A 20,434-nucleotide genomic window follows, 5' to 3' on the forward strand; every position below is an offset into this window, starting at 1 on the left:
TGCTGGTGCCGAAGGCGGCGCCGGTGCTCAACGCCCGAGGCTCTGGGCGATGGAGGGCGGCGCCTCGATGCCGGCCGGCTGGCCGAGCAGCCGGCCGCCCGCGCGCACGAAGTCCTCGAGCGTGGGGCGCAGCGCTGCCGGCACCGGCATCAGCCCGAGCCCCAGCACGCGCGCCATCTCGAGCAGGGTCGACAGCCGCGGATCGATCTGGCCGCTCTCGATGCGCTGCACCGTCATGCGCGACAGCCCGGCGGCCTTGGCCAGCGCATCCTGGCTCAGGCCGGCGGCCTTGCGGGCCTGCTCGAGTTCCTGGATCAATTCGATCATTGGAAGTATCTTTTCAATAAAAATGAGTATTGATATTAGCTATCTGAGTTCGATCCGACAAATAAAAAAGCGACCCTGAAGTCGCTTTTCGATCAAATTGCGCATCCAAATGCGCTTTTTATAGATTTGCCTCAGCTCAGCACCACGCTGCTGAGCCGGCGCCGGTAGGTCGCCACGGTCGGATCGTCGGGCGGGATCTGGCCGTCGGCCACCTTCACCTTGGGCGGCTCGATCAGTTCGAGGATCGCCACGTAGGTCTTGCGCGCGAGCTCCTCGCTCCAGGCCTTGTCGCGCATCAGGATCTCGAGCAGCTCGTCCATCGCGGCGGTCCATTGCTGCTCCGCGACCAGCAGGCGGGCACGGTCGAAGCGGGCCTGGAAGTCGCGCTTGTTGGCCGCGATCTTCGCGTCGAGCTCGGCCACCGCGGGCGCGGCGCCCGTGGGCGGGGCGGCAAAATCGATGGCGTCCATCCAGCGCTGCAGCGCATCGAAGCGGCGCACCACCGAGGCCTTGGCGATCACGGGCGCGAAAGCCACCTTGGCGTCGTCGGCGCGGCCGAGCTGCAGCAGCAGCTTCACGTAGTCGAAGCGCGCGTCGTCGTTGGCCGGGTCGGTGGCCACCGCGTGCTGCAGCTTCTCGAGCGCACCCTCGGTGTCGCCCTCGGCCAGCGCTTCCTGCGCCGCTTCTTCCTCGGCGGCGGCCTCGGCCTCGTCGGCGCCCGGCACGTGCTTGTCGAGGAACTCGCGGATCTTCTCGGCGGGGATGGCGCCGACGAAGCCGTCGACCGGCTGGCCGTCCTTGAACATCACGCAGAACGGGATGCTGCGCACGCCGAACATCTCGGACAGCTGCGAGGAGATCTGCGGCACCTTGTCGGCGTCGAGCTTGGCCAGCGTGAAGCGTCCGGCGTACTCCACCTCGAGCTTTTCAAGCACCGGCCCGAGCTGCTTGCAGGGGCCGCACCATTCGGCCCAGATGTCCAGCAGCACCGGCCGGGCGAGGGAGGCTTCGATCAGCTCGTCCTGGAAATTTTCGAGAGTGATGTCGATCATCGGGAACAACTGGGGGTGAAACGTAAAATTGAAACCATGAACGAAACCATTCAGGTCGGTGTGGTGATGGGCTCCAACTCCGATTGGGAGACGATGCGCAACGCGGTCGAGATTCTCCAGCAATTCGGCATCCGTCACGAAGCGAAGGTGGTGTCCGCCCACCGCATGCCCGATACGCTCTTCGCGTACGCCGAAAGCGCCGCCGGGCGCGGCCTCGCGGCGATCATCGCCGGCGCGGGGGGCGCGGCCCATCTGCCGGGCATGCTGGCCTCCAAGACCACGGTGCCGGTGCTCGGCGTGCCGGTCGCCAGCCGGCACCTGCAGGGCGTCGATTCCCTCTACAGCATCGTGCAGATGCCCAAGGGCGTGCCGGTCGCCACCTTCGCCATCGGCAACGCCGGCGCGGCCAACGCGGCGCTGTTCGCGGTCTCGATGCTGGCGGTCAACGACCCCGGCCTGCGCGCGAAGCTCGATGCCTTCCGCGCGGCCCAGACCGCCGCGGCCGAGGCGATGGCGCTGCCGCCCGTGAAACCGGCCCCGGTTTCTCCTTTCTCGCCGCAAGGCGGAGGTGCCCTGTGAGCAGCAACAACGGCGACCTGCCGATCCTTCCGGGCGCCACGCTCGGCGTGCTCGGCGGCGGCCAGCTCGGCCGCATGTTCGTGCATGCCGCCCAGCGCATGGGCTACTTCACCGCGGTGCTCGACCCCGACGCCGACAGCCCGGCCGGCCGGGTCAGCCACCACCACATCCACACCGACTACGGCGACGTCGACGGCCTCGCGCGGCTGGCCGGCCTGGCCGACGCCGTGACCACCGAGTTCGAGAACGTGCCCGCGCCCTCGCTCGAGCACCTCGCGGTGGCGCGGCCGGTGGCGCCCGCCGCCCCGGCGATCGCGATCGCGCAGGACCGGATCGCCGAGAAGGCCCATTTCGGCCGCTGCGGCGTGGCCTGCGCGCCCTACGCGGCGATCGAGACCGCGGCCCAGCTCGCGGCGGTCGAGGACCGGCTGCTGCCCGGCATCCTGAAGACCGCGCGCCTGGGCTACGACGGCAAGGGCCAGCAGCGCGTGCGCACGCGCGCCGAGCTGGTCGATGCCTGGCAGGCCACGGGCTGCGTGCCCTGCGTGCTCGAGCAGCTGCTGCCGCTGGACTTCGAATGCTCGGTGATCGTGGCGCGCGGCCGCGACGGCCAGGTGGTGCACTTCCCGCCCCAGCGCAACCTGCACCGCGACGGCATCCTGGCCGTGACCGAGGTGCATCCGCAGAACATGCCCAAGACCGTGGCCCAGGCCGCGATCACGGCGGCGAAGAACATCGCCAACGGCCTCGGCTACGTGGGCGTGCTGTGCGTCGAGTTCTTCGTGCTGGCGGACGGCTCGCTGGTGGTCAACGAGATGGCGCCGCGCCCGCACAACAGCGGCCACTACACCATGGAGGCCTGCGACGTGTCGCAGTTCGAGCTGCAGGTGCGCACCCTGGCCGGCCTGCCGCTGGCCATGCCGCGCCAGCACAGCCCGGCCGTCATGCTGAACCTGCTGGGCGACCTGTGGTTCTCGGCCGGCGACGACACGCCGGTCTCGCCGCGCTGGAGCGAGGTGCTCGCGCTGCCCGGCGCCCACCTGCACCTGTACGGCAAGATCGAGCCGCGCCGCGGCCGCAAGATGGGCCACCTGACCTTCACCGGCGCCGACGCCGACCAGGTCCGCGCCATCGCCTCGCAGGTCGCGTTGCTGCTCGGCCTGCCGCCGGTGGCATGAAGGCCGCATGATCCTCGACGGCCAATCGCCCGCAGCCATCGCCGAGGCGGCGCGCATCCTGCGCGCCGGCGGGCTGGTGGCCTTTCCCACCGAAACCGTCTACGGCCTCGGCGCCGACGCCAGCAACGACGCGGCCGTGGCCGGCATCTTCCAGGCCAAGGGCCGGCCGGCCGACCATCCGCTGATCGTGCACGTGGCCGCCGGCACCAAGGGCACCGAGGCGCTGTCGCGCTTCGCCCAGCCGCTGCCGCCGTTCGCGCAAAAGCTGGTGCAGGCCTTCTGGCCCGGACCGCTGACCCTGATCGTCACGCGCCAGCCCGGCGTGGCCGCCGCCGCCGCCGGCGGGCAGGACACCATCGGCCTGCGCTGCCCCTCGCACCCGGTGGCGCAGACGCTGCTCGAGGCCTGCGCCGAGCAGGGCGTGCCCGGTCTCGCGGGCCCGAGCGCCAACCGCTTCGGCCGCGTGAGCCCGACCACCGCGCAGCACGTGTTCGGCGAATTCGGCGACACCGTGCCGGTGATCGACGGCGGCGCCTGCGAGGTCGGCATCGAGTCGACCATCGTCGACTGCAGCCGCGGCGCGCCGGTGCTGCTGCGCCCGGGGCTGATCACGCGCGCGCAGATCGAGGCCGCCTGCGGCGAACGCCTGCGCGACCGCGAACTCATGGCCATGCCCGATCCGCGCGCCTCGGGCACGCTCGAGGCGCACTACGCGCCCGACGCCAAGGTGCGGCTGATGGACGCCAAGGCGATCCAGACCGGCCTCGACGTGCTCGGCGCCAATGCCGCCCATATCGCGATCTGGACCCGCAGCACGGTGCGCAGCCGTTCGCAGCGCGTGGTGCAGCGGCGCATGCCCGACGACGCCGCCGCCAGCGCGCAGCAGCTGTTCGCGGTGCTGCGCGAGTTCGACGCCCAGGGCGTCAAGCTGATCTGGGTCGAGACGCCGCCCGACACGCCCGAGTGGGAGGGCGTGCGCGACCGCCTGCAGCGGGCCGCCGCGGCCTGAGATTCGCGCACCATGAAAAAAGGCCCGGCAGTACCGGGCCTTTTCTCTCGGGGACCGCCCCGGCGAGCCTCAGCCCCCCGCCGCCAGCACGCCCTGGAAGAAGCCGCGTGCCGCCGCCAGGCAGAACGGCGGCGCCAGCGTGCCGTGGTAGGCCAGCATCACGGCGCGGTCCTTGTCGGCATCGCTGCCCTCGGTGCCCTGCTTGAGCACATCCTTGGCCTGCGCGAAGCCGGCGCGCGCGGCCGAGTAGGCGTCGGTCGTCGCGTTGTCCTCGAGGTCGACCACGGTCAGCTGCTGCGCCGGCATGCCCTTGGCGCGGAAGTAGCCGGCGGTAGCGCGCGTGCTCAGGAAGTTGACGGTCGGGTCCTGCGCGCCGCCGCACATCAGCACCGGCTTGGCCGGCACCCAGTTGCGCAGGTCGTTGGCGCGCGCCGCCTTGCGGAAGCCCAGCGTGGGCGCGCAGTCGAGCGGCGTGGCCGAGCTCAGCGAGGCCGGCGTGGCCGGCAGCGCATTGCCGGGGCAGCGACTGCCGTCGATGTCGTTGGAGGCGCGCGTCAGGTAGCTCTGGCGCACCAGGTTGCCGGCGCCGTAGAAGATCGACAGCGAGGGATCGACCGGGCCGGGCGTGGCGCCGGCCGGGTACAGCGCGAGCTGCGGCAGCTTGCCCTGCGCGATCAGCGTGCTGGTGGGCGTGAGGCTCGGCAGCAGGGTGTCGATGCCGGTCGCGTACTGCGCCTCGTAGATGTCGCTGGTGCTGCCGTAGACGTCGCCGAACTGCTGCTGCCAGCTGGTCGACAGCAGCGGCACGAACAGCGTGCTGCCGAGCGCCGGCCAGCCCTTGAAGTTGTAGTCCACCAGCAGGCTGATGGCCGAGGGCGCCGACAGCGGCGCCGAGGCCGTCACCGTCTTGCCCGTGGCCTGCAGCTCGCGGTGCGCGGCCAGCGCCACGTAGCCGCCCTGCGAATAGCCGGTGACGAACAGCGAGCCCGCGTCCGAGGCGTCGATGTTGGCGAAGGTCTTGCGCGCGGCGGTCAGCGCGTCGACCATGTCCTTGCCCTGCTGGTCGCCGTTGAGGTAGGGGTGGTAGGGCAGCGTCGACTTGTCGTAGCCCGCGTAGTTGGGCGCCACCACGATGAAGCCCTGCGCCGCCAGCATGGCCGCGACCACCACGCCCTCGCCGGCGGCAGCCTGGTTCACGTCGGCCCACTTGGCGATGTTGTAGTCGCGCGCGGCATTGGTGCCGTGGGCGTACAGCACGATCGGGCGCGGGCCGCTGCAGGCCGCGTCGCCGCCGCGCGGCACCATGATGGCGGCCGTGGCGTTGGTGGCCTCGCCCTTGCCGCCGACGGTGCGGTATTCGAGGTAGCGCGTGTCGATGCCGCACTTGGGCTGGCCCGACACCTGCAGCAGCGCCTTGCCCTTGTCGTCGAGCTGCAGCAGCGCGCGGAAGTCGCCGGCCGACAGGCTCAGCACGCGCTCGGGCGGGTTGGTCACCACCGAGCCGCGGCCGGTGTCCTCGGGCGGCGGCGTGGTCGGCGGGAAGATGCCGATGCCGCCCCCACCGCCGCCGCCTCCGCAGGCCGAGAGCAGCAGCGCCGCGCCCGCGAGGACGACGGCGAAAAGGTGGCGGGAAGAGGCGGATGGCCTTGCGGGCGGCACGGTTCTTTGCACGTCTTTGTCTCCTGGATCGATGGGGTGCGCGATGCGCACCGTGGCCCGGCGCGGCGGGCGAACGGGCGTTCGATTCTGTCAGCGCCGCCGCGGCGCGCAAGCGGTGGCGGCCTACACAACGTTTTCAGTACAGGCCGCGCGCCTCGGCCTTCAACCTTCAGTTGTCCTGCGCGGTCCAGTCGACCAGCGCGTCGAAGGCCGCGCGCGCCGCGCCCGCGTTCTCGGCGTTGGCGATCGCCACCAGCACGTAGCGCCGGCCGCTCGCGCCATGCACGTAGCCGGCGATGCCCGAGGCGTCGCGCAGGGTGCCGGTCTTCAGGTGCGCGGCGCCGCCCGAGCGCAGCGTGCGCTTGCGCAGGGTGCCGTCCACGCCGAGCGAGGGCAGCGAGCCCACGAGCTCGGGCATCACGGGCGAGCGCCAGGCCACCTGCAGCATCTTGCCGAGCGCGGCCGCGCTGATGCGTTCGTCGCGCGACAGGCCCGAGCCGTTCTCGAACACCGGCGGCGCCTCGCCGGTGCCGATGCGGTCGCGCCACCACTGGACCAGCGCGCCGCGCGAGGCCTCGAAGGTGCCGCGGTTCTTCTGCGTGAGGCCGAGGGTCAGGAACACCTGCTGCGCCATCACGTTGTTGCTGTACTTGTTGATGTCGCGGATCACCTCGGGCAGCGGCGGCGAGGCGAAATCGAACGCCGGCTTGAGCCCCGCGGGCACGCGGCCCTCGCGCATCTGGCCGCCCACGCGCCCGCCCATCTCGGCCCACAGGCCGCCGATGGCGCGCAGCGCGTAGCTGCGCGGATCGGCATAGGCCACGGCCCAGCTCTTCTCGCCGCAGGCGGCGGGAAAGCCGCCGTTGAAGCGGATGCGGTTCGGATCGCCGTAGTCGGCGCGCAGCGCCGTGCGCCAGTCGCCGCATTCGCCGGGCGACAGCGGCACCGTCGGCGGCATCGCCACGGCCGCGAGCGGCGGCTCGTAGCTCACGCGCGCGAACTGGCCGCCGCGGTCGGGCACGAAGCTCATGTTGACCGACTTGAAGTTCAGCAGCAGCGCGTCGGGCGAGGCGTTGTAGGGCCGCAGCGGCTCGCCGTCGAAGGCGCCCGGGTCGTTCTCGACCGTGTTCTCGAACGCGCTGCGGTCGATCACGATGTCGCCGCTCACGCTCGTGATGCCCAGGCCCTGCACGTGGCGCAGCAGCAGCCACATGCGCTCGATCACCAGCTTGGGATCGCCCTGGCCCTTGATGTAGAGGTTGCCGTTGAGCACGCCGTTGGCGATGCTGCCCTCGACGTAGACCGGCGTGTTCCAGGTGTAGGCCGCGCCCAGCAGGTCGAGCGCGGCGTAGGTGGTCACCAGCTTCATGATCGAGGCGGGATTCACCGGCACCTGCGTGCGCCAGGCCAGCCGCGGCGGCCGCACGCCGTCGGCATCGGCGACCAGCATGGTCACGGCGTCGCGCGGCAGCTTGGCGCGGGTGAGCGCGGCATCGACCTCGGCCGGCAGCGGCTGCTGGGCGTGGGCGCCGGCCGCCAGGCACAGCGCGAAGGCGCAGAGCGCGCGGGAAGGACGGGAAGGATGGGGGAGGGGGAGGCGTGCGACGGTGACAGCGGGCATGTGGCCCATTATCCCGGCGCGAAAAGATGCAGCCGCGCGTGGTACAGCAGCAGGATCGTCTTCGCGTCCGCGATGCGGCCGTCGGCCACCATGGCCAGCGCCTCGTCGATGCCGAACTCGAGCACCTCGATGTCCTCGCCCTCCTCGGCCAGCCCGCCGCCCGCGCCCACGCGCATCGAGGGCTCGTACTCGGCGACGAAGAAGTGCAGCTTCTCGGTCACCGAGCCCGGGCTCATGAAGCATTCGAAGACCTTGTGCACCGCGCCCAGCCGGTAGCCGAGCTCCTCCTCCACCTCTGCGCGGATGCGTTCCTCGGGCGCCGCGTTGTCGAGCAGGCCGGCGGCGGCCTCGATCAGCAGGTCGTCCCAGCCGTTGACGAAGGCCGGGTAGCGGAACTGCCGCGTCAACAACACCGTGCGCCGCGCGCGGTTGTAGGCCAGCAGGGTGGCGCCGTTGCCGCGGTCGTAGGTCTCGCGGTGCATGCGCTGCCAGCTGCCGTCGTTGCGGCGCCAGTCGAGGGCCGTGGTCTTCAGCGTGTACCAGTTGTCGGACAGGAGGGTGACTTCGTGCACCCGGACGCGGTCTTGCAAGGTCATGGCGGCGAGCATAGGCGCGAATTCGTGCAATAACAAGAAAAATCGTGCAATCGCGTGAAGCCGCCGCTACCATCGGCCCATGCTCACCCGCCAGCGCAAGCAACACATCCTCTCGGTCCTGGCGCGCGACGGCCAGGTGGTCGCCAAGCCGCTCAGCGAGGCGCTGGGCCTGTCGGAAGACACGATCCGGCGCGACCTGCGCGAGCTCGCGGCCGAGGGCCGGCTGCAGCGGGTGCACGGCGGCGCGCTGCCGCTGGCGCCGGCCGAGGCCGACCTCGCGGGCCGCCAGCGCATCGCGCCCGGGGAGAAGGTGGCGATCGCCCGCGCCGCCGCGCGCATGGTGCGCCCGGGCCAGGTGGTGTTCGTCGACGGCGGCACCACCGCCGTGCAGCTCGCGCGCCACCTGCCGCTGGACCTGCGCGCCACGGTCGTCACCCACAGCCCGCTGGTGGCGGCCGAACTGGCCGGCCACGAGCGGCTCGAGCTGCTCTTGATCGGCGGGCGGCTGTTCCGGCATTCGATGGTGGCGGTGGGCGCGGCCGCCATGGACGCCATCTCGCGCGTGCATGCCGACCTCTACTTCATGGGCGTCACCGGCGTGCATGCCGAGGCCGGCCTGACCACCGGCGACAGCGAGGAGGCCGAGATCAAGCGCGCGTTGATGGCCGCGGCCGCCGAGACCGTGGTGCTGGCCTCGTCCGAGAAGCTGGGCGCGGCCTCGGCCTGGGTCGTGAACCCGGTGCGCGCGGCCGCGCGGCTGCTGGTGTCGCCCGAGGCGGCCGAGAAGGCGCTGGCGCCGCTGCGCCGGGCCGGGGTGGCGATCGTGCGCGGCGATGCCGCGGACCGCGATTCGCCCCCGCCGGGCGGGGGCCGCGAGGCCCCTCGATAATCCGGGGGATGCCCGCCGCGCCCCCGATGCCTTCCCCTGCCCGCCTGTCCCCCCGCGCCGTCGGCATCGGCGCGGCCGCGATCACCGTGCTGGTGTGGACTGCCTTCATCGTCATCGCGCGCGCCTCGGCCGGCCGCTCGCTGTCCCCGTTCGACATCGCCTTCGCGCGCATCTGCGGCGCCAGCCTGGTGCTGGTGCCCTGGGGTGCCTGGCTGGTGCTGCGCGCCCGCGCCGGCGGCGCGCAGGCGGCCGCCTCCTTCTTCGGCCTGTCGCCGCTGTCGCTGCGCGTCACGGCCATGGCCGGCGTGTCCGGCGGCGTCGCCTATGCCGTGTGCGCCTACTGCGGCTTCTTCTTCGCGCCGGCCAGCCACGCCTCGGTGCTGCTGCCCGGCAGCCTGCCGCTGTGGACCACGCTGCTGGCCGCGCTGGTGCTGCGCGACCGCATCACGCCGGCGCGCGCGCTCGGGCTGGCGCTGATCGTCGCGGGCGACCTGCTGGTGGGCGGGCGCAGCCTGCTGCATGCCTTCGAGGGCGGCGAGGTCTGGAAGGGCGACCTCCTGTTCATGGGCGCGGCCTTCTGCTGGGCCTGCTACAGCATCGTGGTGCGCCGCCACGGCCTCGACGCCGTGCGCACCACCATCGCCATCACCGTGTTCGCGCTGCTGAGCTACGTGCCGGTCTACAGCCTGCTGGTGGCCGCCGGCTGGGTCGCCAGCCGCATCGGCAGCGCGCCCTGGGGCGAGCTGGCGTTCCAGATGCTGTTCCAGGGCATCGGCTCGGTCGTGGTGTCGGGCATCACCTTCACGAAGATGGTCCAGCACTTCGGCCCGGTGCGCACCACCATGATCACGGCGCTGGTGCCCGGCCTGTCGGCGCTGGGCGCGGTGCTGTGGCTCGACGAGCCGCTCTACTGGAACCTGATCGCCGGCCTGCTGCTGGTGACCGCCGGCATCCTGTTCGGCGTGCAGAAGCCGGCGCCCGCGCGCGCCGCCGGCCTGGTGCCGGCCGTGGCCGCGGTGGCGGGAGGGCGTCGCGATGCCTGATGTGTTGGCCTTCGACACCAGCACCGAGCAGCTGTCGATCGCGGTGCGCCGCGGCGAGCGCGTGTGGACCCACGAGGGCGCGGGCGGCGCCCAGTCCTCGGCCACGCTGATCCCGCTGATCCAGCAACTGCTGGCCGAGGCCGGCCTCGCGCTGGCGCAGCTCGATGCCATCGCCTTCGGCCGCGGCCCGGGCTCGTTCACCGGGTTGCGCACCGCCTGCGCGGTGGCGCAGGGCCTGGCGCTCGGCTCGGGCGTGCCGCTGCTGCCGGTCGACACCCTGCTGGCCGTGGCCGAGGAGGCGCGCCATGCCTTCGGCGCGCAGCGCACGGTGGCGCTGCTCGATGCGCGCATGGAGGAGATCTACGCCGCGCGCTACGACTTCGAGGCCCATGGCCCGCTCGGCGAGCCCGCCGCCGGCGCCGAGGGTCCGCTGCTGATGGCGCCCGAATCGCTCGCGGTGCCCGCCGGCTGGGCGCTGGCCGGCAATGCCTTCGCCGCCTACGGCGAGCGCCTGCCGGCCGCGGCCGCGCGCCACGCCGTGCTGCCCACGGCCGCCGCCCTGCTGCGCCTGGCCCCCGCGCTGTTGGCGGCAGGCCGCACCGTGCCCGCGGCGCAGGCCTGGCCGCTCTACGTTCGCGATAAAGTGGCGCAAACCACCGAGGAACGTGCCGCCATCAAGGCGGCCGCCGCCCACCACAACACACCGCCCGCGACCGCATGAGCGCCCTCCCGCAACCCGTGGAAGCCCGCCTCGAGCCGCTCACCATCGAGCGCCTCGACGCCGTCTGCGCCGTCGAGCAGACGGCCTACAGCCATCCCTGGACGCGCGCCAACTTCACCGATTCGATCGCCGTCGGCTACCACTGCCAGTGCCTGCTGGCGCCGGTCGCCGGCACCGGCATCGAGGCGGCGCGCTTCTCTCCGGTCACCAGCCTCGGCGAGATGCTGATCGGCTACTTCGTGGCCATGAAGGGCGTCGACGAGGTGCACCTGCTCAACATCACCGTGGCGCCGGCGTTCCAGCGCCAGGGCTGGGCGCCGCTGATGCTCGAGGCGCTGACCGGCTGGTCGCGCGCCCAGGGCGCCCAGTGGCTGTGGCTCGAGGTGCGCCAGAGCAACCGGCGCGCGCTCGACATCTACCTGCGCCAGGGCTACCGCACGGTCGGCGTGCGCAAGGGCTACTACCCGGGCGCCGAGGGCGGCCGCGAGGACGCGATCGTCATGAGCATGCGCCTCAACGAAACAGGCAGTGCCTGGGGAGCCTTGCGATGAACGCCGCCGTGCAGACCCTGCGGCTCGATGCGCGCCAGCGCGCGATGCTCGACGAGATGGGCGTGAAGGTCTGGTGGCCGGTGCCCGAGGCGGTCGAGGCCGTCGAAGCCCCGGTCGCCGTGGCGCCCGCGCCGGTGGCGGAGGACGAGGCCGAACCGATCGACATGCCGCCGCCGGACGCCCGCCACGACACCCGTTACGATCCCGCCCCCGAACCCGAACCGGTCGCGCAGCGCGCCCCGGCCGCCGCGCGCGCGCCCGTGGCCGCGCCGCCGCCGCGCCCGGCGCCGGTTCCCGCCGGCCACGGCGCGGCCGTGCTGGTCGAGGCGCCGCGCCGCCTCTATGCCGATGCCGCCGAGGGCGTCGCGCCCCAGGGCGGCTGGCTGGTGCTGGCCGACATGCCGCCCGAGGCCGACGGCCGCCACGGCGAGCCCTTCGCGGGCGATGCCGGCCGGCTGCTCGACAACATGCCGCGCGCGCTCAAGCTGCACGAGGGCGGCGTGCCGGTGCACCTGATGCGCCTGCACCGCGGCGTGGCCTCGGGCCAGCCCGGCGGCCCGCGCCCGCTCGACGAGGCCTTCGCCGAACACGCCGCGGCGCTCGCGCCCCGGCTGGTGCTGGCCATGGGTCCGCTGGCCGCGCAGGGCTTGATGCAAAGCGGCGAGCCGCTGGGCAAGCTGCGCGGCCGGGTCGGCGAGGCGGCGCAGCTGGCGGGCGTGCCGGTGGTCGCCACCTACCACCCGGCCTACCTGCTGCGCAACCCGGTCGACAAGGGCCGGGCCTGGGCCGACCTGTGCCTGGCGGCCGCGCAGCAGCCCGAGGCGGGCTGAACCTGGGCTGAGCCTGGGCGGGGCCGGGCCGGGGGCCCCCTTTAAAATCGCCCCATGACTTTCCTCGACAAGCTTGCCGCCGCGCAGCAAACAAACGGTTCGTTGCTCTGCGTGGGGCTCGATCCGGAGCCGGCGAAGTTCCCGGGGCAGTTCAAGGGCGACGCGCGCCGCATCTACGACTTCTGCGCCCGCATCGTCGACGCCACGGCCGACCTCGCCATCGCCTTCAAACCGCAGATCGCCTACTTCGCGGCCCACCGCGCCGAGGACCAGCTCGAGCAGCTCATGGAGCACATGCGCCGCAACGCGCCGCAGGTGCCGACCATCCTCGACGCCAAGCGCGGCGACATCGGCTCCACCGCCGAGCAGTACGCCATCGAGGCCTTCGAACGCTATGGCGCCGACGCGGTCACGCTCTCGCCCTTCATGGGCTTCGACTCGGTCGAGCCCTACCTGCGCCACCACGGCAAGGGTGCGTTCCTGCTGTGCCGCACCAGCAACCCCGGCGGTTCCGACCTGCAGGGCCAGCGGCTCGCGAGCGTCGAAGGCCAGCCCTTCCTCTACGAGCACGTGGCGCGGCTGGCGCAGGGCCCGTGGAACCTCAACGGCCAGCTCGGCCTCGTGGTCGGCGCCACCTACCCGGCCGAGATCGAGCGCGTGCGCGCGCTGGCGCCGACGGTGCCGCTGCTGATCCCGGGCGTCGGGGCCCAGGGCGGCGACGCGGTCGCCACGGTGCGCGCCGGCTGGCGCGCCGACGCGCCGATCGTCGTGAACTCCTCGCGCGCGATCATCTATGCCTCGTCGGGCGACGATTTCGCCGAGGCCGCGCGCGCCGCGGCGCGGACCACGCGCGACACGCTCGAAGCCGCCAAGGCCTGAGACCCCCAGCCGTTCAGGCTGAGCCTGTCGAAGCGCCGCGCAGGGCTTCGACAGGCTCAGCCTGAACGGTGCGGGAGCGTCCTTCCGCTCGTTCTCAGGCCCGCCGCAGCCGCGTGAACAGCTCGAACTCCCAGTTGCGCATCCCCAAGAGCAGCGTGTAGCCCTCGCGGTCCTTGGGCGACAGCTTCTGGTCGGTCTGGTGCTGCTGCGCGAAGTCCTGCGCCACGCGCTGCAGCCGCTCGAGGAAGGCCGGCGCCAGCGAACGGCTGATCGAGCCGTGCACCAGCAGCAGGCCCTCGGCCGGGCCGTCGAAGCCGCCGCGGTAGTAGTCGAGCACCACGTTCTCGCGGAAGAACTCCATCACCGGCCCGTGCGGGCGCCAGCGGAAGGTCTTGGCGAGCTTCAGGCGATACCGGTTCAGCGGCCGCAGCTCGATGATCCCGATCCGGTCGAGCTGGGCCAGGAAGCCGATGCACTCGGCCTCGCTGATCCGGTAGGCCGTCACGATCTGCTCCAGCGTCCACTGGCTCAGCACGCTGATCGCCACCAGCAGCAGCTTCTTGTCCTTGACCACGGCCTTCTCCTGCTCGTGCGTCAGCTCCTTGAGCAGCGGCTGGGCGTCGGCCACGCGCCGCGCCAGCTCGGCGAAATCGATCTTCAGCGCGCGGCAGATGGCGTCCACGCGCGACAGCGGCATGTCGCTCTTGGCCAGCATCCGCTTGACGCTGGACTCGGCCATGTCGAGCGAACGCGCCAGGTCGGCGTAGGTCATGCGGGCGCTCTTGAGTTCGTTCTTGAGGGCCTGGACGAGGTCGACGGTGGTGCTCATGAAGGTGGCGGGGTTCCGGTTGGGTATCGGTTGGAGATACCGATGGGTGTGAAATAGTGCCTCGTATCGATTCTCGATGCCTGGGGAGAGGCTGGCAACTAAATTCCGCCCGCCAACCGATCGGCCATCCCGCCATCACCCAACTTCGAGAACAGACATGCTCCTCCACTCCCTGACACGTCGCGAACGTGGCCTGGCCTTCTTCCTGGGCCTGCTGCTGCTGATCGGCATCGTCGGCCCCGCGCTGCCGGCCGCCGAGGTCGCGATCGCCCTGGTGTTCGCCGACACCCGTTCCTGGCACGGCCTGCCCAACGCCATGGACGTGCTGAGCAACCTGCCCTTCGTCTTCATGGGCTGCTGGGGCCTGTACTGGCTCAACCGCATCGACCGTGCGCACCACGAGGCGCTGGCCGGCTTCCCGCTCGCGCCGCCGGCCAGCGATCCGCCCGACAACACGCTCGACTGCGCGTGGCTGTTCTTCGCCGGCCTGATCGCCACCGCCGCCGGCTCGGCCTTCTATCACCTGGCGCCCGACGCGCCGCGGCTGGCGGCCGACCGCGCCGGCATGGCGGTCGCCTTCGCCGGCCTGATCGGGGTGGCGGTCTGCGAGCGCGTGAGCCAGCGCGCCGGCTGGCCGGCCGCCTGGTTCGTGCTCACCACCGGCCTGCTGTCGGCCGAGATCGCGCAGGAGACCGGCAACGTGCTGCCCTGGGCGCTGGTGCAGTTCGGCGGCATGGCGCTGGTGCTCACGCTGGCGCTGTCGCGGCCGATGCCCGGCGCCGTCGGCCTGCGCCTGGGCTGGGTGATCGCGGCCTACGTGCTGGCCAAGGCCTTCGAGCTCGCCGACCAGCCGATCTACGAGGCCACGCACGGCGTGATCTCGGGCCACACGCTCAAGCACCTGTGCGCCGCCCTGGCCGCGCTGCCGGTGCTGGCCGCGCTCAAGCGGCTCGACAGCGGCTGGCGCGCCGTGGCCCTGCGGCACAATCCCGGCGCGGCCGCCCTGACGGCCTGACGACAGCCCCCGGCCCCGCGAGCCTTCCCCGCGCAGGCCGCGCGGAGCCGCCAAGAGGAGAAGCTTCCGAATGACCACGCCCGCTGCTGCCCCGTCCGAGGCGAATGCCCATGCCAACCAGTTCGCGCTGCTCGGCCAGCGGCGTTTCGCGCCCTTCTTCTGGACCCAGTTCGCGGGCGCGGCGAACGACAACCTGTTCAAGTTCGCCTTCACCGTGATGGTGACCTACCAGCTGCAGCTCAGCTGGATGCAGCCCTCGATGGCGGGGCTGGCGATCGGGGCGCTGTTCATCCTGCCGTTCCTGCTGTTCTCGGCCACCGCGGGCCAGCTCACCGACAAGTTCGACAAGACGAAGATGATCCGCTTCGTCAAGAACCTCGAGATCGCGATCATGCTGATCGCGGCCTGGGGCTTCGTGCGCGCCGACGCGGTGATCCTGCTGGGCTGCGTGTTCCTCATGGGCCTGCACTCCACCCTGTTCGGCCCGGTCAAGTTCGCCTACCTGCCGCAGGTGCTCGACGCGCGCGAGCTCACGGGCGGCAACGGCATGGTCGAGATGGGCACCTTCGTCGCGATCCTGCTGGGCCAGGTGGCCGGCGGCCTGCTGGTGGCGGTGCCGCAGATCGGCCACCTGAGCGTGGCGATCGCCTGCGTGGCGGTGGCCCTGATCGGACGCGCCGTGGCCCAGGCGATCCCGCCGGCGCCGGCCACCGACCCGGGCCTGGTCGTCAACTGGAACCCGGTCAGCGAGACCTGGCGCAACCTCCAGCTCGCGCACGAGAACATCGTGGTGTTCCGCTCGCTGCTGGGCATCTCGTGGATGTGGTTCTTCGGCGCCGTGTTCCTGAGCCAGTTCCCGAGCTTCGCCAAGGAGGTGCTGCACGGCAACGAGCAGGTCGCCTCGCTGCTGCTGGTGGTGTTCTCGATCGGCATCGGCGTCGGCTCGCTGCTGTGCGAGACGCTGAGCCGGCGCCAGGTCGAGATCGGGCTGGTGCCGCTGGGTGCCATCGGCATGAGCGTGTTCGCGATCGACCTGTACTTCGCCGCGCGCGGCCTGCCCGCGGTGCCCGAGATGGGGCTCGGCGCCTTCCTGCGCCAGGCCGCCCACTGGCGCGTGATGGCCGACCTGGCGCTGCTGTCGCTGTTCGCGGGCCTCTACAGCGTGCCGATGTACGCGCTGATCCAGCTGCGCAGCCAGCCCACGCACCGCGCGCGCATCATCGCGGCCAACAACATCCTCAACGCCCTCTTCATGATCGGCAGCTCGGTCATCGCGGGCGCGTTGCTGGGCGCGGGCTTCACCATCCCGCAGATCTTCCTGTTCACCGGCATCGCCAACGCGGTGGTGGCCTTCTACATCTTCATGCTGGTGCCCGAGTACCTGCTGCGCTTCGTGGCCTGGGTGCTGTCGCGCTTCGTCTACCGCTTCGACATCCGGGGCGACGAGCACATCCCCGTCGAGGGCCCGGCCGTGCTGGTGTGCAACCACGTGAGCTTCATCGACGCGGTGCTGCTGATGGCCGCGAGCCCGCGGCCGATCCGTTTCATCATGGACCACCGCATCTTCAAGGTGCCGGTGCTCGGCTGGCTGTTCAAGCTCGCCAAGGCGATCCCCGATCGCGCCGCAGAAGGAGGACCCGGCGGCCTACGAGGCGGCCTTCGCCAAGGCGCTCGGCGTGCTGCGCGAAGGCGACCTGCTGGCGATCTTCCCCGAGGGCGCGATCACGCGCGACGGCGCGCTGCAGCCCTTCAAGGGCGGTGTGATGAAGATCGTGGACAGCGCGCGCGCCGAGGGCCTGGAGCCGCCCGTGATCCCGATGGCGCTGACCAACCTCTGGGGCTCGTTCTTCAGCCGCATCGAGCTGCGCGGCGGCGAACCGGTGGCGATGGTCAAGCCCTTCCGCCGCGGCTTCTTCAGCCGCGTGGGCCTCAACGTCGGCGCCGCGGTGGCGCCGGCCGAGGTGCGGCCCGAGCTGCTGCAGCAGCGCGTGGCGGGCTGCTGAATCCCTGAGGCTGGGCTGCACGCACGGACCAGGCCGCCTTCGGGCGGCTTTTTCTTTGGGGGCGGGATCCCCCGAAAAGTATCCGTTGGAGATACCGCCGGAGCCGAAACGCTGAACCGGTCGAATCATTCGAGTCCCGCGGCGCGGGCGGACCATCATCCGCCCACCTTCACTACGCCGCGAGGCACTCATGCAAACTCATTTAGCCAACACCATCACCAACGCCCCGGTCCAGCGCGACACGCGGGCCTGGCAGTTCCAGGTCTGGGCGTCCTTCGGGATCGCCGTCTTCCTCTGCGCGACCGGCCTGAGCTGGCTGCCGGGCGAGGCACTGGACCGGGCCTTCATGGTGATGGGCTATGTGTTCTGCCTGAGCACCGCCTTCGTGCTGTCGAAGTTCGTGCGCGACAACCAGCATGCCGCCGGCCGCGACCTGCCGATGTGGAAGCTGGTCGTCTGGGGCAGCTTCTTCGTCGCGATGCTGCTGACCGGCTGGGGCCTGCTGCGCATGGAGGTCAACGACACCTACAAGGCCTTCCTCGGCGTGAGCTGGCTGTTCCTGATCAGCTCGGCCTTCACGCTGGCCAAGACCCTGCGCGACCGCCACGAGGCCGACCTCGCCGAAGCCCGCCTGCAAGGCCGCCACGCCGCCCGCGTCGAAGCCGCCCAGACCCCGGCCGCCGCCGAGTGACCGCCCGAACCCCCACGCAAGGAGTCCGCTCATGAACACCGCTTTCGCCCGCAAGTCCCTGGCCACCGTCCTCGTGGCCGCCTGCACCGCCTTCGCCGCGCTCGCGGCGCCCGTGGCCCGCGCCCAGAGCGATGCCTCCATCGCGCTGTCGATGCTGCCCGTGGCCTCGGTGCTGGTCGGCGCCTCCGCGGTCGGTGCCGCCGGCGCCTCGGCCGCCAAGGCCAGCGAAGTGCCGGCCGCGCTCTCGGTCGGCGGCGCGATCCTGACCGTGGTCGCCGTCGAGGCCTCGGCCGACGGTACGGTCTACGTGCTCGAACGCGCCGCCGACGCGCGCGCGCGCCAGCGTCAAGGTGGCGGGCCGCGTGGCGCAGGGCGCCTCGACCGCGGTCGGCACCGCCATCGTCGTCAGCGTGATCGGCACCGGCGTCGTGCTCTCGGCCGCGGGCGAGGTGCTGGCCTTCGTGCCCAACGCCATCGGCCGTGCGCTGCTGGCCAACGAGAGGCTGTCGTGAAACGCGCCGCCGTCGTCATGGCGCTGGCCCTGCTGACCGCGGCGGCCCTGCCGCTGCAGGCGCAGGCCGGCCGCTCGTGCGAGCAGGTCAAGCCCGGCGCCGCGCTGATCGCCAAGGGCATGGAGTTGGCCGAGCGCACCTCGCAGCAGCTCGATGCCAGCGGCGCGCGCGTCGTCGTGCTGGCGCGCGCCGGCCAGGACCTCAGCAAGTACGGCCTGCGCTACTCGCACCTCGGCCTGGCCTACAAGACCGAGGCCGGTCCGTGGCGCGTGGTGCACAAGCTCAACCAGTGCGGCACCGCGGTGGCGGCGGTCTATCGGCAGGGGCTCGGCGAGTTCTTCCTCGACGACCTCTGGCGCTACGAGGCCGCGTGGGTCGTGCCCACGCCGCAGGTGCAGGCGCAGCTGCTGGCCGCGCTGCAGGAGCCGACGCCGCGGCTGGTGCGGCTGCATGCCGCGCCTTACAGCGTCGTCAGCTATGCCTGGGGCCGCAAGTACGCAGCAGTCGAACCAGTGGGCGCTCGAGACGCTGGCCGCCGCGATGGAACCCGCCACCATCGCCAACCGCTCGCAGGCGCAGGCCTGGCTGCAGTTCAAGGGCTACGCAGCCCACCACCTTGAAGCTCGGCCCGCTGACCCGCCTGGGCGGGCGTGTCGGCTCGGCCAACATCGCCTTCGACGATCACCCCAACGACAAGCGCTTCTCGGACCGCATCGAGACCGTGACCGTCGATTCGGTGTTCGAATGGCTGCAGCGCGCGGGCCTGGGCGCGGCGCCGGTGGCGTTCAAGCTGTGAGCGCGGCCCGCGCGAGAAGAATGGAAGGAACGACGACATGAGCAAATCCCTGCGCCTCTCCGAGAAATGGTTCCGCCGCGGCCTCTGGCTGGTGGCGCTGGTGTTCGCGGGCTTTTTGATCGGGCTGGGCAGCACCATCGTGGGCGACCTGCCGCAGGTCGAGCGCGTGCGCACCATCGAGGACTTCATCGACCATCGCGCGGCCGATCCGCTGCGCGCCACCGTCAAGGCCTCGGAGGCGGCCGAGCTGCAGGCCTCGCGCGACCTCGACCAGATCCGGCTGCAGCTGCAGGCGGCGCAGCAGGCCGGCGCCAATGCGCGCGAGACCTTCGGCAACTGGATCGCCACGCGCCGCGCCACCGCGCAGCCCGACCAGGATCCCGAGCTGATCGCGCGCACCAAAGCGCTCGATGCCATCAAGCAGAAGGAGGAGGCGGTGCAGCGCCAGGTCAATGCGCAGCAGCAGCGCATGCTCGACGCGCGCCAGGCCGAGCAGCGCGCGCGCACCGCGCTGGCCGAGCTGGAGCGCGACGCGCAGCTCAAGCTCGACGCCGAGTACCGCCGCATCGAGCTGCGCGTGTTCGCCTACCGGCTCGCGCTCACGCTGCCGCTGCTGGTGGTCGCGGGCTGGCTGTTCGTGAAGAAGCGCAAGAGCACCTGGTGGCCCTTCGTCTGGGGCTTCATCCTGTTCGCGCTGTTCGCCTTCTTCGTCGAGCTGGTGCCCTACCTGCCGAGCTACGGCGGCTACGTGCGCTACGCGGTGGGCATCGTGATCACGGTGCTGGTGGGGCGCTACGCGATCGTCGCGCTCAACAACTATCTCGCGCGCCAGAAGCTGGCCGAGCAGCAGCCCGACCAGGTGCGGCGCGAGGAGCTGAGCTACGACACCGCGCTGGCGCGGCTCGACAAGGGCGTGTGCCCCGGCTGCGAACGGCCGGTGGACCTGAAGAACACCGCGATCGACTTCTGCCGCACTGCGGCATCGGCCTGCACGACCACTGCGAGGTCTGCGAGACGCGCAAGAGTGCCTTCTCGCGCTTCTGCCATGCCTGCGGTGCCTCGGCCGCGGCGTCGGAGCCGGATGCGAAGTCCTTCACGCCCCGGACCCCGCCGCAACCCGCCACCTGAGGAGGGCGGTCACGCGCTCGTGCTACAACCCCCCGCTGCGCCGCGTTCGCGGCCGCAGCCCGGTCCGTTCCATGCCTCACCTCGAAGGAGTACGCGCAATGAGCATCTTCGGCAGCATCCTTTCCAAGATCTTCCCGTCCGCGCAGGCCGCGCAACCGCCGGCCGCGGCACCCGCCGCGCCGGCGCCCGCGGGCGCACCGGCCGCCGCGGCGCCGCCGCCGGCCATCACGGTGGTCGACGTCGAGGCCCTGCTCGACGGCATGCCGGGCGCGAAGCAGCTCAACTGGCGCACCTCCATCGTCGACCTGATGAAGCTGCTGGGCCTGGACAGCAGCCTCGACGCGCGCAAGCAGCTCGCGGCCGAGCTGAGCTACGGCGCCGACACCAGCGACAGCGCCAAGATGAACATCTGGCTGCACCGCCAGGTCATGACCAAGCTGGCGGCCAATGGCGGCAAGGTGCCGGCCGAACTGCGCGACTGATGCGCGATTGATGCGCAACTGATCCGCGCGGCCCGCGTCCAGCA

At 71.7% G+C, this 20,434-nt stretch carries 18 protein-coding genes and 4 pseudogenes; 16 read left to right on the forward strand and 6 right to left on the reverse strand.

Translation table 11 applies throughout. The annotated features are described in order from the left end of the window. Window positions 1-27 precede the first annotated feature (27 nt). Complete coding sequence (locus ACHMXE_RS12980; protein WP_203203307.1) at window positions 28-327, reverse strand: helix-turn-helix transcriptional regulator; 300 nt, start codon at window positions 325-327, stop codon at window positions 28-30. A gap of 131 nt (window positions 328-458) precedes the next feature. Further along, complete coding sequence (locus ACHMXE_RS12985; protein WP_395349682.1) at window positions 459-1,379, reverse strand: tetratricopeptide repeat protein; 921 nt, start codon at window positions 1,377-1,379, stop codon at window positions 459-461. A gap of 36 nt (window positions 1,380-1,415) precedes the next feature. On the opposite strand from ACHMXE_RS12985, the gene purE reads away from it, so the two are divergent. From purE to ACHMXE_RS13000, 3 genes are read left to right on the forward strand one after another with little or no spacing between them, the layout of a single operon-like run. Next, window positions 1,416-1,958 carry a 5-(carboxyamino)imidazole ribonucleotide mutase gene (gene purE, locus ACHMXE_RS12990; RefSeq protein ID WP_395349684.1) on the forward strand — a complete coding sequence of 181 codons (543 nt, stop codon included), beginning with the start codon at window positions 1,416-1,418 and terminating at the stop codon, window positions 1,956-1,958. Continuing rightward, window positions 1,955-3,136 carry a 5-(carboxyamino)imidazole ribonucleotide synthase gene (locus tag ACHMXE_RS12995; RefSeq protein WP_395349685.1) on the forward strand — a complete coding sequence of 394 codons (1,182 nt, stop codon included), beginning with the start codon at window positions 1,955-1,957 and terminating at the stop codon, window positions 3,134-3,136. The genes purE and ACHMXE_RS12995 overlap by 4 nt, the downstream gene beginning before the upstream one ends. Before the next feature lie 7 nt (window positions 3,137-3,143). Further along, complete coding sequence (locus tag ACHMXE_RS13000) at window positions 3,144-4,145, forward strand: L-threonylcarbamoyladenylate synthase (RefSeq protein WP_203203303.1); 1,002 nt, start codon at window positions 3,144-3,146, stop codon at window positions 4,143-4,145. A gap of 69 nt (window positions 4,146-4,214) precedes the next feature. Here ACHMXE_RS13000 and ACHMXE_RS13005 read toward each other — a convergent pair whose 3' ends face one another. From ACHMXE_RS13005 to ACHMXE_RS13015, 3 genes are all read right to left on the reverse strand, one after another. Further along, on the reverse strand, window positions 4,215-5,816 hold the full coding sequence (locus ACHMXE_RS13005) for an alpha/beta hydrolase family protein (protein WP_395349686.1): 1,602 nt from the start codon (window positions 5,814-5,816) through the stop codon (window positions 4,215-4,217). 157 nt (window positions 5,817-5,973) lie between these two features. Continuing rightward, complete coding sequence (dacB, locus tag ACHMXE_RS13010; protein WP_395349687.1) at window positions 5,974-7,425, reverse strand: D-alanyl-D-alanine carboxypeptidase/D-alanyl-D-alanine-endopeptidase; 1,452 nt, start codon at window positions 7,423-7,425, stop codon at window positions 5,974-5,976. Between the two features lie 8 nt (window positions 7,426-7,433). Then, complete coding sequence (locus ACHMXE_RS13015) at window positions 7,434-8,021, reverse strand: NUDIX domain-containing protein (RefSeq protein WP_395349688.1); 588 nt, start codon at window positions 8,019-8,021, stop codon at window positions 7,434-7,436. A gap of 79 nt (window positions 8,022-8,100) precedes the next feature. Here ACHMXE_RS13015 and ACHMXE_RS13020 point away from each other — a divergent pair, with 79 nt between their 5' ends. From ACHMXE_RS13020 to pyrF, 6 genes are read left to right on the forward strand one after another with little or no spacing between them, the layout of a single operon-like run. Further along, the gene (locus ACHMXE_RS13020) at window positions 8,101-8,910 is read left to right on the forward strand and encodes a DeoR/GlpR family DNA-binding transcription regulator (protein WP_395349689.1); all 810 of its coding nucleotides are present in this window, start codon (window positions 8,101-8,103) and stop codon (window positions 8,908-8,910) included. 26 nt (window positions 8,911-8,936) lie between these two features. Beyond that, the gene (locus ACHMXE_RS13025) at window positions 8,937-9,953 is read left to right on the forward strand and encodes a DMT family transporter (protein WP_395349690.1); all 1,017 of its coding nucleotides are present in this window, start codon (window positions 8,937-8,939) and stop codon (window positions 9,951-9,953) included. Next, window positions 9,946-10,674: a tRNA (adenosine(37)-N6)-threonylcarbamoyltransferase complex dimerization subunit type 1 TsaB gene (gene tsaB, locus ACHMXE_RS13030; RefSeq protein ID WP_093351232.1), complete on the forward strand. Its 729-nt coding sequence runs from the start codon at window positions 9,946-9,948 to the stop codon at window positions 10,672-10,674. The genes ACHMXE_RS13025 and tsaB overlap by 8 nt, the downstream gene beginning before the upstream one ends. Beyond that, window positions 10,671-11,225: a ribosomal protein S18-alanine N-acetyltransferase gene (rimI, locus tag ACHMXE_RS13035; protein ID WP_093351228.1), complete on the forward strand. Its 555-nt coding sequence runs from the start codon at window positions 10,671-10,673 to the stop codon at window positions 11,223-11,225. The genes tsaB and rimI overlap by 4 nt, the downstream gene beginning before the upstream one ends. Further along, window positions 11,222-12,055, forward strand: coding sequence for a uracil-DNA glycosylase family protein (locus tag ACHMXE_RS13040; protein WP_395349691.1), 834 nt, complete (start codon window positions 11,222-11,224; stop codon window positions 12,053-12,055). The genes rimI and ACHMXE_RS13040 overlap by 4 nt, the downstream gene beginning before the upstream one ends. 54 nt (window positions 12,056-12,109) lie before the next feature. Beyond that, window positions 12,110-12,934: an orotidine-5'-phosphate decarboxylase gene (gene pyrF, locus ACHMXE_RS13045; protein ID WP_093351223.1), complete on the forward strand. Its 825-nt coding sequence runs from the start codon at window positions 12,110-12,112 to the stop codon at window positions 12,932-12,934. Window positions 12,935-13,028: 94 nt separating this feature from the next. Here pyrF and ACHMXE_RS13050 read toward each other — a convergent pair whose 3' ends face one another. Continuing rightward, entirely contained in the window at window positions 13,029-13,763 is a 735-nt protein-coding gene (locus ACHMXE_RS13050; protein ID WP_057596203.1) for a helix-turn-helix transcriptional regulator, read from the reverse strand. 157 nt (window positions 13,764-13,920) lie between these two features. Between ACHMXE_RS13050 and ACHMXE_RS13055 the strand changes: the two genes are divergently transcribed. From ACHMXE_RS13055 to ACHMXE_RS13085, 7 genes and pseudogenes are all read left to right on the forward strand, one after another. Further along, window positions 13,921-14,778 (forward strand): hypothetical protein, encoded by an 858-nt coding sequence (locus ACHMXE_RS13055; RefSeq protein WP_395349692.1) that lies wholly within the window; start codon window positions 13,921-13,923, stop codon window positions 14,776-14,778. Window positions 14,779-14,848: 70 nt separating this feature from the next. Beyond that, window positions 14,849-16,781: pseudogene (locus ACHMXE_RS13060) on the forward strand (MFS transporter). 190 nt (window positions 16,782-16,971) lie between these two features. Further along, window positions 16,972-17,472, forward strand: coding sequence for a YiaA/YiaB family inner membrane protein (locus tag ACHMXE_RS13065; RefSeq protein ID WP_395349693.1), 501 nt, complete (start codon window positions 16,972-16,974; stop codon window positions 17,470-17,472). Window positions 17,473-17,503: 31 nt separating this feature from the next. Further along, window positions 17,504-17,984 (forward strand): annotated as a pseudogene (locus tag ACHMXE_RS13070) (hypothetical protein). Window positions 17,985-18,001: 17 nt separating this feature from the next. Next, window positions 18,002-18,780 (forward strand): annotated as a pseudogene (locus ACHMXE_RS13075) (DUF2145 domain-containing protein). A 37-nt stretch (window positions 18,781-18,817) separates the two neighbouring features. Then, a pseudogene (locus ACHMXE_RS13080) lies at window positions 18,818-19,908 on the forward strand (serine endopeptidase). Between the two features lie 98 nt (window positions 19,909-20,006). Further along, a complete protein-coding gene (locus tag ACHMXE_RS13085; RefSeq protein ID WP_395349694.1) occupies window positions 20,007-20,390 on the forward strand; it encodes a DUF3597 domain-containing protein in 384 nt (127 codons plus the stop codon). Window positions 20,391-20,434: the final 44 nt, after the last annotated feature.

This window comes from Variovorax sp. UC122_21 (genome assembly GCF_044056785.1).
Taxonomy (GTDB): Bacteria; Pseudomonadota; Gammaproteobacteria; order Burkholderiales; family Burkholderiaceae_C; genus Variovorax.